We start from the raw sequence: 14,988 nt of genomic DNA, 5'->3' as shown, positions 1-14,988 counted from the left end.
CGGCGGGCAGTTGTTGCTTACGCCTATCGGAATTTGCGGCCCTCCATTGACGATGTGCCGGCGAAGATTAAGTGCGCGACGCGCGTGTCAGTCAGTCGGATGGGGCCATGCGACACAGCACGATCGATTTTTAAGCGCTCCGATACCTCCTGGTCTCTGCGGAGAAGGGAAAGCTTCGGCGCGCCGCCGTCGAACTCGGGATCGAAACAGCTTCCCTTAGCCGAAGGGTGCAACGTGTCGAAGACGAGTTGGGACTGACGGTCTTCGAGCGTGGTCACAACGGATTGCGGGTGACCCGCGGTGGGGCGGCGGTTCTGACCCGTGCCCGGCGCCTGCTGGCCGACCTGGTAACTCTGAAAGAAATCGGCATGGCTGCCGCCCTGGGCGCGGGTGGCGAGATTCGCCTTGGTATCCGTCTGCCGTCGGTGGGAGAGCCGGTCCAGGGTCTGCTGACGGAGTGGCGCCAGAGCTTTCCCGAGGTCGAGCTGAGACTATTCGAGCTGAACGAGCGCGACATCATGATCGGGATGGAAGATGGCCGGCTGGATGTCGCGTTCATGACCAAACACACGCTATAGCCGCGCGCGGTCGCCGAGCCCCTCTATCGGGAACAGATCCTCGCGGCCCTTCCGAAGGGGCATCGGCTCGCCCGGCATCGCGAGCTGACATGGGAAGACCTTCGTGGGGAAACGTCTCTTGTCCAGGGTTGGGAGGAAAGCCAGACCGCGCGGGAGTTCTATTCGACCTTTTTGGGCAGCGGGGTGCGGTATTCAAGTCATGCTGCCTCCAAACAGTCCGTCCTCGGCCTGGTGGCGGCCGGCTTCGGCGTCACCCTTGTGACCGGCGCGCAGGCTCAGGTTCGGATTCCGGGATTGGTCTTCCGGCCAATCGCGGAGGAGAACGCCCATCTGGAGGTCGAACTCGTATGGGTGGCCGAGAAGGAGGATTCCGTCGTTGGACGGTTCGTCTCCTTCATGAAGAAGATTGCCCGGACCAGGGAGCTCGTTTAGAAGACAAGTGCGTCTCGCGGCTACGTCCGCCAGCCGCAATTGCTCGGTGACATCGCTGAAAAATCGTGTCACGCATGTGCCACATAAATTCGGCTAAGTCTTTGAAACTGTAGTGAAGCAAACTCAACGCGCGACTGAACGAAAACGCTAGGATTTCCGCGGTTTTCCTCTTCTGAAGTGTCCACTCATAACGGTCTGGTCGCTGGTTCGAATCCAGCCGGGCCCACCGCAATCACAATTCGTGGTGTTTTGGACCTTATGTGGCGACACACGTCCGCTATCGGCCCAACGAAGACTTTTACAGGGCTGCTCAATACATGCGCCCGACGTCGCTTCTTAGAGCCGATCCACGAAGTTTGGATTCATGTTGAGGGATTTGGCTTTGTGAGGCGCCGGAGCATGATGCGGACCATGGCGAGACGGATGAAGGCCGCGACGGTGTTTGCATAGCGTTCGAAGTCGCGGCAAAGGCGTCGATTGCGGCTGATCCAGGCGAAGGTTCTCTCGACCACCCATCGTTTGGGCAAGACAACGAAGCCCTTTGCGATGTCGGATCGTTTGACGATCTCGATCTTCCACGTGCCGGTTCTTGCGGCAGCGGCGCGAACGCGTGGCCCCCGATAACCGCCATCGGCGTAGATGCGCTCGATGAAGGGAAACAGCGCCCGCGTCCGTTTGTCGAGCACCAGCGCCGCGCCGTCGCGGTCCTGGATGCCGGCGGAATGAACGGCAACGCTCAGCAACAGACCGAGCGTGTCGACAAGGATGTGGCGCTTGCGGCCCGTAACCTTCTTGCCCGCATCGAAGCCCTGCGGATCGAGGCTTTTGCCCCTTTTTGAGCCGCCTTGGCGCTCTGGCTGTCGATGATGGCCGCGGTCGGGCTGGCCTCGCGGCCTTCCTTCTCGCGCACCGCCACATAGAGCGCATGGTGGATGCGCTCCAGCGTGCCGTCCCAATCCCACAGCATGAAATAGAAATGCGCCGTGCTCTTCGGCGGCAGGTCTTTGGGCAGCGCCTTCCACTGGCAACCGGTCGAGAGCACATAGAAGATCGCGTTCAGAACTTCACGAACATCGATCTCGCGCCGACGGCCGCCGCGCTTGGCGGGCGGAATCAGCGGCGCGATCAACGCCCACTCCGCATCCGTCAAATCGTTGGGATACCGCAATCCAACCAGCGCCGCCGCCCGGCGATGCTCCGGCTTCCACATCTGGTGCCTCCTTCCGAATCAGGCACCGTCACAGAATCACAACCGATTCCCTCGATTCAATAACTTCCTGGATTGGCTCTTAACATTGAATCCGCTTACAACGTCAGCAAAATAAGTCACCAATAACGACCTGGGCGTCGTGCTGAACTTGTTTCAGATGGTCTTTGCTGCGGAAGCTTTCCGCATAAATCTTGTAGACGTCCTCGGTTCCTGACGGCCGCGCCGCGAACCATCCGCTATTCGCCACCACCTTGATTCCGCCGAGTGGCTGGTTGTTACCAGGCGCCCGCGTCAGTTTTGCCGTTATCGCCTCGCCGGCGAGTTCTTTCGCGACGAACTGCTCGGGAGTGATCTTTGCAAGCCGAGCCTTCTGTTCGGCCGAAGCCGGTGCATCGATCCTCTGATACAAGGCATTTCCGAGATCAAGAGTTGCGGAGTTATAGAATCGGTTGGGATCGTGGCCACTTCGCGCGGTGATCTCGGCGGCCAGCAGGCCCATGATCAGTCCATCCTTGTCCGTCGTCCAGACCGATCCGTCTCGCCGCAAAAAAGAGGCGCCGGCACTCTCCTCGCCGCCGAAGCCCAGCGATCCATCGAGCAAGCCGGCACTGAACCATTTGAATCCGACCGGCACCTCGATGAGCTTGCGCCCGAGCTTTGCCGCGACGCGATCGATCATCGCGCTGGAGACCGCCGTCTTGCCGACCGCACTGTCGCCGCGCCAGCCCGGGCGATTGGCATACAGATAGAAAATCGCCGCTGCGAGGTAGAAATTCGGATTCATTAGTCCGCTTGATGGACAGACGATGCCATGGCGGTCCGCATCCGTGTCATTGGCGAAAGAGATATCGAACTTGTCGCCCATCGCAACCAGCCGCGTCATGGCATAGGGCGACGAGCAATCCATCCGGACTTTTCCGTCCCAGTCGACGGTCATGAAGCGGAATGTCGGATCGACGGCATCATTCACAACTGTCGCGGCAATTTTGTAACGCTCGATGATGGGTTGCCAATAATGAACGGCGGCCCCTCCCAAGGGATCGATGCCTATACGCACACCTGCCGAACGGATCGCTTCCATGTCCACCACATTGGCAAGATCGGCGACGTAGGGCGCGATGTAGTCATGGGCGTGAACGAAGGCCATCTGGCGCGCGCGCGGATAGGGGATGCGTTGCACGCCGGCAAGCTTGCCGACGAGGAATTCGTTGGCGCGCTTCTCGATCCAGCTCGTGATGTCGATATCGGCCGGTCCGCCATTGGCGGGATTGTATTTGAAGCCACCTTCGTCGGGCGGATTGTGGGAAGGGCTGATGACGATTCCGTCCGCCAGTCCCGTCTTGCGGCCTCGATTGTAGGTGAGGATGGCGTGGCTGATGACAGGCGTCGGCGTGTAGCCGTCGTGCTGATCGATCATCGTCTCCACGCCGTTTGCCGCGAGCACTTCGATGGCGCTGGCGAAGGCGGGCTCCGACAGGGCGTGGGTGTCCATTCCCAGGAACAGCGGTCCATCGATGCCGGCATGGCGGCGGTACAGGCAAACCGCTTGCGCAATTGCCAGAATGTGAGTCTCGTTGAAGGCTGCGGCGAATGCCGAGCCGCGGTGTCCCGACGTGCCAAAGGCAACGCGCTGGGATTTGATGCCCGGGTCTGGTACCAGCGTGTAATAGGCGGTGACCAGTCGGGGGATGTTGGTCAGCAGCGAGGCCGGGACCGACTTGCCGGCGAGTGGACTGATATTCTCCGACATGTCCTGCTCCGCGTCAAAATGGCCGCCATGAAAGGTCTTCGGTCAACACGTAGATCGTGATCGCACCCAGACAGAGAATAAGCCCAACCCAAAACAGCGGCGAATGATGTATGCGCCGCCAGTCGCGCCGATGCGCAGGCTTTGGTGCATCCCCATGATGGCTATGCGCGTTCATGCGCCGACCGTCTGATTTTGGAACGCGTATCGCAGTTTCGTCATCACCTTCAGATACCCGCAATGTCGGCTTTCAACTGACCGAACTGTTCTCGTGTTATTTCTCCGCGGGCATACCGTTCGTTGAGGATATCACGCGCTTCCTTGCGAGGTTGCCCGTCGTATTTTCGATGCGCGCGGTATGTGTAGCCCCAATTTCCGATATTCGAGAACATCAGAAAAATGAAACCGAGCCAGATAAACCAGCCCCAACCGAAGAACCAATCGTTCAAACCGCCATGAATCATTTGATATTCCTCAACTTCGAAATTGTGTGCGTCTCTTCCGGATACGGATTGCGGCACCTGCCGCCGCCTAAGATGCTTTCTGCAATCGCAGATCGCCATAGTGTTCGTGGAAAGTCTTTTCATAAAGCGGATCGACCGTCGTCGACGGATCGTATGCCGGGCTGTCCTTGACCTTCTGGCGATCGGCGCCGAGGTTCACACGCCTATCGGCCCATTCGATCTTTCGCACCGACATCGGCGAGACGAGCACCTTCTTGCCTGGCCACCAGTTCTTCGTATCGACGACGAGGTAATGAATACTCCAGTCATCGTCCTCGACGAGGAAATCCTCGACATGCCCGATCTCGCCGTCGCTGGCGAGAATATGATAACCGGTGACCTCAGTCGCGCTGCGCAGGGCAGGATCGTCCTGGCTTCGCCGGTCATCGTCGATTGCTTTTTCTCTTTGCATCAATTCCGGGGACGGCGGCGCCGTGCCGGGCAGATAGCCGCCTCCATAGCCAACCATCCCCATAAAGGAGCCGCTGCCCCAATAGGGAGACCAGCCGTAGTAGTCGTAGATGCTGGCTTCCGACTGCCGCGACACCGGTCTGTCGGTCTCGACGTCGGGACACTCTTGGACCTGCTGCTTGGTCAACCTCACTGAGAACTGGCGTCCGATATGGCTGACGTCTGCCAAGGCGCTCGGAGGAAGCAAGACTCGATGGCCGGGAAGCCAATTGCCGGTATCGATCACCAGCCAGCGAACCAGCCAAGTGGCGTCGTCAAACAGGAAGTCGCTGACAGTACCGATGAGGCCGTCGCTGGCATGAATGGCATAGCCGCTAATTTCCGATTCACGCCTCAACATCTCGATATCCTCGGTTCGATGCGACACAGGTAGGGTCGCGGTTCCTCCACTTGCTTCATGACCGGGCGATTGCGCGCTTTGTGCGGCGCCGAAAGATCATGACAGCGGCGATTGCGGAGCGACCGCATGCAGTGAACCACTCCGTAGGAGAATGCCCGGCGGGGAACAAAGTTTCTCGGCGCCGCATTACTTCGCTTCCACGCGAATGCCGCGCCGCGATTTTCTCGGCACACGCACATTTGGTGATCTTCCCGTCTCATTCCGATACGGTCCCGGTCATGAGTGCCCCACAACCGATCTCCCAAGCCGGACTAGACACGCTGCAGCGCGAGATATTCGAGTATTTTGTTCGTGAGGCGAACCCCGCCAACGGCCTAATCATCGACAAGACGGAGGCCGGCTCGCCCGCCAGCATTGCTGCGACGGGATTGGCCCTTGCCAGCTATCCGGTCGGAGTCGACCGCGGTTTTTGGACACGCAGCGCCGCGGTGGCGCGAACGCTGACGACGCTGCGCTTCTTCTCGAACAGTCCGCAGGGGCAGGAGTCGGACGTCACGGGCTATCGCGGGTTCTATTATCATTTCCTCGACATGCAGACCGGCCGGCGCATGTGGAACTGCGAACTGTCGACGGTCGATACGGCGTTCCTGCTGGCCGGCGCGCTGACAGCCGCAGCCTATTTCGACTCCGAGATGGCCGAGGAACGGGAAATCCGTGATCTCGCCGACGCGCTCTACCGGCGATGCGATTGGGCTTGGGCGCAGAACGGAAAAGAAACTGTGACTCATGGATGGCGGCCCAAAAGCGGGTTCATCCCGTATCGATGGGAGGGCTATGACGAAGCGTTGTTGCTATATGTCCTTGGGCTGGGCTCCCCCACGCATCCTTTGTCACCAAACAGCTACGACGCGTGGCTCTCCACCTATCGATGGGAGCACTGTTACGGATACGACTACGCTATGCAGGGCCCTAGTTCACGCACCAGCTGTCGCACGTCTGGATCGACTTCCGGGGCATCCAGGACGCCTTCATGCGGGCCAAGGGAATCGACTATTTCGAAAACAGCCGGCGCGCCATCTACGTGCAGCAGCGGTATGCCATTGAAAATCCCCGCAAGTTCGCCGGCTATGGGGAGCACTGCTGGGGGATCACCGCAAGCGACGGGCCTGGTCCCGAAACACTCAAATTGGACGGCGTCGAACGGGAGTTCTTCGATTACCTCGGACGCGGCGTTCCCTATGGACCAGACGATGGCATGATCGCGCCTTGGGCGGTGCTCGCCTCCTTACCATTCGCGCCGGAGATCGTGCTCCCGGCAGTCGACCTCTTCATTAACGAAGCCAAGCTGAAGGACGCCGGCAGCTATGGCTTCAAGGCGTCGTTTAATCCGACACACCGAGCAAGGTCTGGCGATCCGGGCGGTTGGTGGATTTCACCAAGGCATTTCGGGCTCAACCAAGGCCCAATAGTATTGATGATCGAGAATTATCGCACCGGATCGCCCTGGCGATTGATGCGCGGCTGTCCTTATGTCCGAAAAGGGCTGCAGCAGGCTGGGTTTGGTGGCGGATGGCTGGCCGAGGACGCGACGGTCTTGCCGAGCGAGCGGCGATGAACTCAATTTGGGCGGGATTGAACAAAACCGCCTGTGTCATGACTCATTTGTAAGCTCGCCAAGCCTCTTTACCCTGCGGCACAATCGTCGGCTTCGGAACTTCGCCGCTTACTGTCCGTTTCCACAGCGACTCTCGATAAGACGACCTGAATGTTGATCGGCCGCACCCATCTGGCGGCACAGCAACCGACAGTTCACGCCACGACAAAAGCTCTCAAGGTGGTCATCGAGGCCAGGTGTCCTTGGGATACCGCACTCTCGAGGGCGCGCGCGGCCGATGACGGCGACAATACCATCGACAAAGGGCGAAGCGGTGCGAAGGGCGGGGTCAATCACCTGCTTGTTTTTGGACATTGGCGGCGTGCTGCTTACCGACGGGTGGGACCGCCATGCTCGCAAGCGGGCGGCGCTTCACTTCAAGCTGGAGCGGATCGGGTTCGAGGATCGCCATCAACTGACATGGAACACATACCAGTTGGGAAAACTTACGCTCGACGAGTATCTGAGCCGAGCTGTTTTCCACGAGCCGCGGCCGTTTACCCGGGCCCAGTTCCGGCGGTTCATGTTTGCGCAATCGAAGCCATATCCCGCGATGATCGAACTGGTTGCTCAGCTCAAGGCTCGGCACAAATTGAAAATAGCCGTTCTCAGCAATGAGGGGCGCGAGCTGAATGCCTATCGTATTCGAAAATTCAGGCTGGACGGATTTGTCGATTTCTTCATTTCGTCCTGCTTCGCCCATCTCCTAAAGCCGGACATAGAAATTTTTCGGCTGGCACTTGACGTCGCCCAGGTGCCCGCGCGCAGGGTTGTCTATATCGAGAATACGCCGATGTTCACGCAGATCGCGGAGGACTTGGGAATCCGAAGCATCCTACATACCGACTTTGAATCCACGCGCGCGAGACTGGTCTCTTTTGCATTGCAGGCTTGTAAAGGGGGCACCGGTGCAATCGGCTAGCTCCTGTATTCTGTCCGTCAATGGCGGCTCCTCGAGCATCAAATTCGCGCTGTTCGAGGCTGCTGACCCACTCCGTCGGATTTTGGAAGGCGCGATCGAGCGTATTGGGCTACCGGATGCGGCTTTACGCGTGGCGGGTGCGAACCCGGCAGACAATATCTCGTGTCCAGTTTCCGTACCGGACCACAGAGCCGCCGCCGCCGCCCTCGTCGATTGGATCGAAGAACGCGTCGGGCGCGAGAGTTTGGTCGCGGTCGGCCATCGTGTCGTGCATGGTGGCCCGAAATACTTCAAGCCGGAGCGCATCACGCCTGACGTGATCGTGGAGTTACGGCGGTTGAGCCCGCTAGATCCGGAACATATGCCCGAAGAGCTTCTGTTGGCCGAGGTATTTCAGCGGCAGTTCGCCAGCGTACCCCAGGTCGCATGCTTCGACACGGAATTTCATCACGACCTGCCGCGTGTCGCCCGATTGCTACCGATCCCCCGCCGCTATGAAGCGCAAGGCGTGCGGCGTTATGGATTTCACGGGCTGTCTTACGCGTTCCTTATGGAGAAGCTGGCTCGGATGGATGGCATGGAGGCATCACAGGGCCGCGTCGTCCTCGCGCATCTGGGCAGCGGCACCAGTCTGGCAGCGGTGCACGGCGGAAAGTCCCAGGATACAAGCATGAGCTTCACGCCGACGGCTGGCGTCCCGATGGCGACGCGATCCGGCGATCTCGATCCAGGCTTGATCGGGTATCTGGCGCGGACCGAGCAAATGAGTCCGCTGCGCTTCGAGACGATGGTCAATCTAGAATCCGGGCTGCTCGGGATATCCGAAACCAGTTCCGACATGCACGACTTGCTGAAGTGCGAGGTACAGGATGTGCGGGCTGCGGAAGCCGTTGCTTTGTATTGCTATCAGGTCAAGAAATGGATTGGCGCGTTCGCGGCGGCATTGGGCGGCGTCGACATCTTGGTGTTCGCGGGTGGTATCGGCGAGAACGCCCCGGCCGTGCGCTCCCGGATCGTCGATGGGCTCGAATTTCTCGGAATTGATCTTGATCAGACGCTCAATGCACACAATGCGCCACTCATTTCATCGAATGGCGGACGGGTGAAAGTTCGTGTCATCCGCACTGACGAGCAGCTGATGATTGCACGGTCGGTTGCTCGCCTTCTCGGCACAATTCAGGAAACCCGAATATGAAGATCGACACGCTCAGTGCGGAATTGCTTCACAGGATCGACGCCTATTGGCGCGCCGCCAACTATCTGTCGGTTGGACAGATCTATCTCTACGACAATCCGCTTCTGCGTGAGCCATTGAATCTATCTCACATAAAGCCGCTGATCGTCGGTCATTGGGGCACGGTGCCCGGGCGGGATTTCATCTACGCGCATTTGAACCGAATCATCAAGAAATACGACATCAACATGTTTTACGTCGCCGGTCCCGGTCATGGCGGCGCCGCGATTGTCGGAAATGTCTACCTTGAGGGCACCTGGAGCGAAGTCTATCCGAATATCACCCAGGACGAAGCCGGGCTGAAGAAGCTGTTCAAGCAGTTCTCGTTTCCCGGTGGGATTTCCAGTCATGTCGCGCCGACGACGCCGGGCTCGATTCACGAAGGGGGCGAGTTGGGGTATTCGCTCAGTCACGCGTTCGGGGCGGTGTTCGACAATCCCGATCTGGTCGTCGCCTGCGTCATCGGGGACGGTGAGGCGGAGACCGCATCCTTGGCGACCTCGTGGCACTCCAACAAGTTTCTCGATCCCGCGACTGATGGCGCCGTGCTGCCTATCCTCCACCTCAACGGATTCAAGATCAGCAATCCGACGGTGCTGGCACGTATCGACCGCGACCAGCTCGAGCAGTTTTTCCGCGGTTGCGGCTGGACGCCCTACTTCGTGGAGGGCGACGACCCCGCACAGATGCATCAGCTCATGGCGGCCACGCTCGACCAGGCCGTCGAAGACATCCGGCGCATTCAGAAGAGCGCAAGATCGGCCGGAAAGGTGGCCCGGCCAAGCTGGCCAATGATCGTCCTCAGGTCGCCAAAGGGCTGGACGGGGCCGAAATTCGTCGACGGCCTGCAAATTGAAGGTTCGTTCCGCTCGCACCAGGTTCCGCTCATCGTGGATGCCGAGCATCCCGATCACGTCGGGCTGCTGGAGAGCTGGATGAAAAGCTACAGGCCCGAGGAACTGTTCGATGGCGAGGGCCGGCTGATGCCGGAATTGGCCGAACTGGCCCCGGAGGGCACGCGTCGGATGGGGGCCAATCCGCATGCCAATGGCGGCCTTTTGCTGCGCGACCTGCGCATGCCGGATTTTCATACCCATGCCGTGAGCGTGCCCTCGCCGGGCGCGGTCGATGCCCAGGATACGCGCGTATTGGGAAAATTCCTGCGCGACGTCGAAAAGCTCAATCAGGACCAGCGCAATTTCCGCATCTTCGGGCCGGACGAAACAATCTCGAACCTGCTCGACGCGGTGTTCGAAGTCACCAATCGGCAGTGGGACGCGCAAACGGCCGAAAACGACGAATTCCTCGCCCCTGATGGTCGTGTACTCGACTCGATGCTCAGCGAAAACCAGTGCGAGGGCTGGCTCGAAGGCTATCTGCTGACCGGCCGGCATGGGCTTTTCAACAGCTATGAGGCGTTCATCCGGATCGTGGATTCGATGTTCAGCCAGCACGCCAAATGGCTCAAGGTCACGGCGGAGCTGCCGTGGCGGCGGAAAATCGCCTCGCTGAACTATTTGCTCGCATCGCATGTCTGGCAGCAGGACCACAACGGCTTCACGCATCAGGATCCCGGCTTCCTCGATCATGTCATCAACAAAAAGGCCGATGTCGTGCGTGCCTATCTGCCGCCCGACGCGAACTGCCTGCTGTCGGTCGTCAGCCACTGCTTGTGCAGCCGCGACTATGTCAACGTTGTTGTGGCCGGCAAACACGCGCTCCCGCAATGGCTCACTATGGACGAGGCAGTCGTGCATTGCACCGAAGGCATCGGCATCTGGCAATGGGCGAGCAACGACCAAGGCTGCGAGCCGGATGTGGTCATGGCCTGTTGCGGTGACACGCCGACGCTGGAGGTCTTGGCCGCCGTTTCGATCCTGCGGAAGCACCTGCCGGATCTCAAAATCCGGGTGATCAACGTCGTGGACCTGATGAAGCTGCAGTCGGCGAGCGAGCATCCGCACGGGCTGAATGAAGTCGACTACGACGGACTCTTCACCAAGGACAAGCACATCATATTCGCCTTCCACGGCTATCCATCGCTGGTTCACCGCCTAACTTATCGCCGGTCCAATAGCAATCTTCACGTTCGTGGCTACAACGAGGAGGGCACGATCACCACGGCCTTCGACATGCGCGTGCAAAACAAACTGGACCGCTTTCATCTCGTTCAAGACGTGATCGACCGGTTGCCGCAACTGGGCAGCAAGGGCGCCTACCTGAAGCAGCAGATGCAGGACAAGCTCATCGAGCACAAAGAATTCATAGACCGGCATGGCCAGGATTTGCCGGAGATTCGGAATTGGAAGTGGGGCGCTATCCCTGCGCAAAAGTGTTTAGATGGCAAGCGCGCCGTGACGAGCGTATAGCGGCGCTCGATTGGTGGAATTCGCCATGCAAGACAAATCCAAATCCACGAATGTCGGTGCCGTCATATCGGTGCGCGGCAGCGTCGTGGATGTGAGGTTCGATGAACACCTGCCGCCCGTTTATTCGATGTTGCGTGCCGGAACGGAAAAACAGATCGCGATCGAGGTGCTGGCACAGCGCGACGCGTATTGCGTGCGCGGCATCGCGCTGACGCCGACCCAAGGTCTCGCGCGCGGCATGCCGGTTGAGGACACCGGAGGACCTTTGGATGCGCCGATCGGTAAGCCGATTCTCGGTCGGATGTTCGATGTCTTTGGCGCTACGATCGACCGTGGACCGGCGCTGTCCGGCGTCCAGTGGCGCTCTGTGCACAATGCGCCGCCGTCCCTGGCGCGGCGTTCGACCAAGTCGGAAGTCTTCGAAACCGGTATCAAAGTCATCGATGTGCTCGCGCCCCTGGAGCGCGGCGGCAAGGCGGGGCTGTTCGGCGGCGCCGGCGTCGGCAAGACGGTGCTCCTGACGGAAATGATCCACAACATGATCGGCCATCAGAAGGGTGTCAGCATCTTCTGTGGTATCGGCGAACGGTGCCGTGAGGGCGAGGAGCTTTATGAGGCGATGAAGGACGCCGGGGTCCTGCCGAACATGGTGATGGTCTTCGGCCAGATGAACGAACCGCCCGGCGCCCGATTTCGCGTCGGCCACGCGGCGCTGACGATGGCCGAGTATTTTCGCGACGACCAGCACCGCGACGTCCTGCTGCTCGTCGACAATATCTTCCGCTTTATTCAGGCGGGCATGGAGGTGTCCGGCCTGATGGGCCAGATGCCGTCGCGACTCGGCTATCAGCCGACGATGGGTACCGAGCTGTCAGGGCTGGAGGAGCGCATCGCGAACACCGACACCGGCGCCATCACCTCCATTCAGGCCGTCTATGTTCCGGCGGACGATTTCACCGACCCCGCGGCTGTGCATACGTTTTCGCATCTCTCCGCAGCAATCGTGCTCTCGCGCAAGCGAGCAAGCGAAGGACTTTTCCCGGCCGTCGATCCTCTGCAATCGAATTCCACGATGGCCACGCCAGGGATCGTCGGCGAACGCCATTACGATTTGGCGCAGGAAATCCGGCGAACGCTGGCGCAATATGCCGAACTCAAGGACATCATTGCCATGCTCGGTCTCGAACAGCTATCGCCGCAGGACCGCAGCGTGGTCAACCGCGCCCGCCGGCTGGAGCGCTTTCTCACGCAACCGTTTTTCACGACCGAACAGTTTACCGGCCTCAAGGGCAAGCTCGTTCCTCTCAAGGATGCGTTGGATGGTTGCGAGCGCATCCTCCACGACGAATTCAAGGACTATCCCGAAAGCGCGCTCTATATGATCGGAACGATCGACGAGGCCAAGGCGAAATCCCAGGCACCGAAAAAGCCGGACACCTCCGCGCCGAAAACCGTGGCGTTATCGCCCCCTCCGGCAAAGCCGCACGCAAAGGTGGAACATGCCGTCGCAACGCATGAATCTTAAGGTGCTCCTGCCTTTTCAGGTGTTCGCGGAGAAGCCGGGCGTGTCGCGTATCGTCGCGGAAACGCGGCAAGGCGCGTTCGGGCTTCTCCCGCACCGGCTGGACTGTGTCGCGGCGCTCGCGCCAGGGATTTTGACGTACGAGACCGATGCCGATGGCGAAGTTTTCGTGGCCGTAGATGAAGGCGTGCTCGTCAAAACCGGCCTGGACGTGCTCGTCTCCGTGCGCCGTGCGCAGGATGGGGCGGATCTCGGCCAGCTGCGCGCGGCGGTCGAGCGCGATTTTTTAACCCTCGACGAACGCGAGAAGAGTGTACGCACGACCTTGGCGAAAATGGAAAGCGACCTCGTCCGCCGCATGGCATCGCTTCACGATGACTGACGCCCCGCAATCCAAGACTCCCGCACCGACGCTTGGCGAGGAAGTGGGCGCCAAGGCGGAGCGCAAGCTCAGGGCGCGACGCAACGCGGCGCACGGCGTCTGGTTCGGTCTGGGAATGATGGGGTTGGTCGGCTGGTCGGTGGCGATTCCCACGCTGCTCGGCGCGGCGCTCGGCATCTGGCTGGATCAGCATTTTCCAGGCAGGCATGCCTGGACGCTGGCGTTGCTGGTGGCGGGGCTTGCGATTGGCTGCTTCAATGCCTGGCATTGGGTGACCAAGGAAGGCAACGCGATCGAGGACGAACAGGATGACGGCGATGCATGACGTCTTATTTCTGGCGGCGGCGACGGCGGCAGGCATGTTGCTTGGCGCGATCTTCTTCGGTGGACTGTGGTGGACGGTGCGCAGGGGGGTGTCGTCGCAATCGCCGGCGCTTTGGTTCTTCGGCAGCCTGATGCTGCGCATGAGCATCGCATTAATCGGCTTTTTGTTCGTCGGAGGCGACGACTGGAAACGATGGCTCTTTTGTCTTCTCGGCTTCGTCCTGGCGCGCCTCGCCGTGCAGCGGCTGACGCGGCCGTCGGGAGCGGGCCGAGCCCGCTTGGCGCCGGGGGCCGGCTATGCACCTTAGTCCGGACCAGATCGTCTACTGGCAATACGGCTTTCTCAAGCTGAACGGCACGATCGCATTCACCTGGGCGCTGATGCTCGTGCTGACCCTCGGCTCGGCGCTGGTTACGCGCAAGCTCTCCATGGATTTGAATCGTTCCCGCTGGCAGAACCTTCTGGAGATCGTCGTCACCGGTATCGAAAAGCAAATCGAAGACGTCGGCCTGCGCCATCCGGAAAAATACATTGGTTTTCTGGGAACACTCTTTCTCTTCATCGCCTTGGCCAGCCTCTGCACCATCATTCCCGGCTACGAACCGCCGACCGGTTCCCTGTCGACCACGGCGGCGCTCGCGCTGTGCGTGTTGGTGGCGGTGCCGATGTTCGGCATCGAGGAGCAGGGACTGGGCGGCTATCTCAAATCCTATGTCGAGCCGACGATCATCATGCTTCCGTTCAACATCATCAGCGAGCTTTCGCGCACGCTGGCCCTGGCCGTCCGCCTATTCGGCAACATGATGAGCGGAACGATGATTCTAGCCATCTTGCTCACCATAACGCCCTTCATCTTCCCGATCGCCATGAGCGCGCTCGGTCTGCTCACGGGCATGGTGCAGGCCTACATCTTCAGCATTCTGGCGGGGGTCTACATCGCGTCCGCGACGCGCGCCCGCAAGCCCAGGCCCGCACCAGCCCCAACGCCTTCGTAATCCGCGACAACAGGAGACTCCATGGACAGTATGACACTCATCGCCATCGCCTCGATCGTCACCGCCGGATTGACGATCGCCCTGGGTAGTATCGGCCCCGCGCTGGGAGAAGGGCGCGCCGTCGCGACGGCGTTGAGTTCGCTCGCGCAGCAGCCGGACGCCGCGACGACCATCACGCGCACGCTGTTTGTCGGCCTGGCCATGATCGAATCCATCGCGATCTATTGCTTCGTCGTCTCGATGATCCTGATTTTCGCCAACCCGTTCTGGAATCATGTGATCGCTCAGGCCGCGGGAAAGTAGT

General features: G+C 60.0%; 13 protein-coding genes and 2 pseudogenes. 11 read left to right on the top strand and 4 right to left on the bottom strand.

What is annotated here, in order from left to right:
* Positions 1-149 precede the first annotated feature (149 nt).
* A pseudogene (locus tag WDM86_16605) lies at positions 150-1,010 on the top strand (LysR family transcriptional regulator).
* 362 nt (positions 1,011-1,372) lie between these two features.
* On the opposite strand, the pseudogene WDM86_16600 reads toward WDM86_16605, so the two are convergent.
* From WDM86_16600 to WDM86_16585, 4 genes and pseudogenes are all read right to left on the bottom strand, one after another.
* Positions 1,373-2,220 (bottom strand): annotated as a pseudogene (locus WDM86_16600) (IS5 family transposase).
* Positions 2,221-2,323: 103 nt separating this feature from the next.
* Positions 2,324-3,970 carry a phosphoglucomutase (alpha-D-glucose-1,6-bisphosphate-dependent) gene (pgm, locus tag WDM86_16595; GenBank protein ID MEI9991650.1) on the bottom strand — a complete coding sequence of 549 codons (1,647 nt, stop codon included), beginning with the start codon at positions 3,968-3,970 and terminating at the stop codon, positions 2,324-2,326.
* Positions 3,971-4,194: 224 nt separating this feature from the next.
* Entirely contained in the window at positions 4,195-4,431 is a 237-nt protein-coding gene (locus tag WDM86_16590) for an SHOCT domain-containing protein (protein MEI9991649.1), read from the bottom strand.
* 67 nt (positions 4,432-4,498) lie between these two features.
* Positions 4,499-5,281, bottom strand: coding sequence for a PRC-barrel domain-containing protein (locus tag WDM86_16585; protein MEI9991648.1), 783 nt, complete (start codon positions 5,279-5,281; stop codon positions 4,499-4,501).
* A gap of 985 nt (positions 5,282-6,266) precedes the next feature.
* Here WDM86_16585 and WDM86_16580 point away from each other — a divergent pair.
* From WDM86_16580 to WDM86_16535, 10 genes are all read left to right on the top strand, one after another.
* On the top strand, positions 6,267-6,896 hold the full coding sequence (locus WDM86_16580; protein MEI9991647.1) for a glucoamylase family protein: 630 nt from the start codon (positions 6,267-6,269) through the stop codon (positions 6,894-6,896).
* Positions 6,897-7,173: 277 nt separating this feature from the next.
* On the top strand, positions 7,174-7,857 hold the full coding sequence (locus tag WDM86_16575; protein ID MEI9991646.1) for an HAD family hydrolase: 684 nt from the start codon (positions 7,174-7,176) through the stop codon (positions 7,855-7,857).
* Positions 7,844-9,052 (top strand): acetate/propionate family kinase, encoded by a 1,209-nt coding sequence (locus WDM86_16570; protein ID MEI9991645.1) that lies wholly within the window; start codon positions 7,844-7,846, stop codon positions 9,050-9,052. Before WDM86_16575 ends, WDM86_16570 begins: the two co-directional genes overlap by 14 nt.
* Positions 9,049-11,460 (top strand): phosphoketolase family protein, encoded by a 2,412-nt coding sequence (locus WDM86_16565; GenBank protein ID MEI9991644.1) that lies wholly within the window; start codon positions 9,049-9,051, stop codon positions 11,458-11,460. Before WDM86_16570 ends, WDM86_16565 begins: the two co-directional genes overlap by 4 nt.
* A 25-nt stretch (positions 11,461-11,485) precedes the next feature.
* Positions 11,486-12,985 carry a F0F1 ATP synthase subunit beta gene (atpD, locus tag WDM86_16560; GenBank protein ID MEI9991643.1) on the top strand — a complete coding sequence of 500 codons (1,500 nt, stop codon included), beginning with the start codon at positions 11,486-11,488 and terminating at the stop codon, positions 12,983-12,985.
* On the top strand, positions 12,960-13,364 hold the full coding sequence (locus tag WDM86_16555; GenBank protein ID MEI9991642.1) for a F0F1 ATP synthase subunit epsilon: 405 nt from the start codon (positions 12,960-12,962) through the stop codon (positions 13,362-13,364). The genes atpD and WDM86_16555 overlap by 26 nt, the downstream gene beginning before the upstream one ends.
* Positions 13,357-13,689, top strand: coding sequence for an AtpZ/AtpI family protein (locus WDM86_16550; protein MEI9991641.1), 333 nt, complete (start codon positions 13,357-13,359; stop codon positions 13,687-13,689). Before WDM86_16555 ends, WDM86_16550 begins: the two co-directional genes overlap by 8 nt.
* Positions 13,673-13,996 carry an ATP synthase subunit I gene (locus WDM86_16545; protein MEI9991640.1) on the top strand — a complete coding sequence of 108 codons (324 nt, stop codon included), beginning with the start codon at positions 13,673-13,675 and terminating at the stop codon, positions 13,994-13,996. Before WDM86_16550 ends, WDM86_16545 begins: the two co-directional genes overlap by 17 nt.
* On the top strand, positions 13,986-14,684 hold the full coding sequence (locus tag WDM86_16540; GenBank protein ID MEI9991639.1) for a F0F1 ATP synthase subunit A: 699 nt from the start codon (positions 13,986-13,988) through the stop codon (positions 14,682-14,684). The genes WDM86_16545 and WDM86_16540 overlap by 11 nt, the downstream gene beginning before the upstream one ends.
* Positions 14,685-14,705: 21 nt before the next feature.
* Positions 14,706-14,987, top strand: coding sequence for a F0F1 ATP synthase subunit C (locus tag WDM86_16535; GenBank protein ID MEI9991638.1), 282 nt, complete (start codon positions 14,706-14,708; stop codon positions 14,985-14,987).
* Position 14,988 lies beyond the last annotated feature (1 nt).

The organism is Rhizomicrobium sp. (assembly GCA_037200045.1).
Classification (GTDB): Bacteria; Pseudomonadota; Alphaproteobacteria; order Micropepsales; family Micropepsaceae; genus Rhizomicrobium.
The sequence above is the reverse complement of the archived record's forward strand: the minus strand, read 5'-3'. Positions and strand labels throughout refer to the sequence as shown.

Bases quoted from the DNA above. Each gene is read 5' to 3' on its own strand.
- pgm (MEI9991650.1), bottom strand. From the start codon at position 3,970: ATGTCGGAGAATATCAGTCCACTCGCCGGCAAGTCGGTCCCGGCCTCG.
- WDM86_16590 (MEI9991649.1), bottom strand. From the start codon at position 4,431: ATGATTCATGGCGGTTTGAACGATTGGTTCTTCGGTTGGGGCTGGTTT.
- WDM86_16585 (MEI9991648.1), bottom strand. From the start codon at position 5,281: ATGTTGAGGCGTGAATCGGAAATTAGCGGCTATGCCATTCATGCCAGC.
- WDM86_16575 (MEI9991646.1), top strand. From the start codon at position 7,174: ATGACGGCGACAATACCATCGACAAAGGGCGAAGCGGTGCGAAGGGCG.
- WDM86_16565 (MEI9991644.1), top strand. From the start codon at position 9,049: ATGAAGATCGACACGCTCAGTGCGGAATTGCTTCACAGGATCGACGCC.
- atpD (MEI9991643.1), top strand. From the start codon at position 11,486: ATGCAAGACAAATCCAAATCCACGAATGTCGGTGCCGTCATATCGGTG.
- WDM86_16555 (MEI9991642.1), top strand. From the start codon at position 12,960: ATGCCGTCGCAACGCATGAATCTTAAGGTGCTCCTGCCTTTTCAGGTG.
- WDM86_16550 (MEI9991641.1), top strand. From the start codon at position 13,357: ATGACTGACGCCCCGCAATCCAAGACTCCCGCACCGACGCTTGGCGAG.
- WDM86_16545 (MEI9991640.1), top strand. From the start codon at position 13,673: ATGACGGCGATGCATGACGTCTTATTTCTGGCGGCGGCGACGGCGGCA.
- WDM86_16540 (MEI9991639.1), top strand. From the start codon at position 13,986: ATGCACCTTAGTCCGGACCAGATCGTCTACTGGCAATACGGCTTTCTC.
- WDM86_16535 (MEI9991638.1), top strand. From the start codon at position 14,706: ATGGACAGTATGACACTCATCGCCATCGCCTCGATCGTCACCGCCGGA.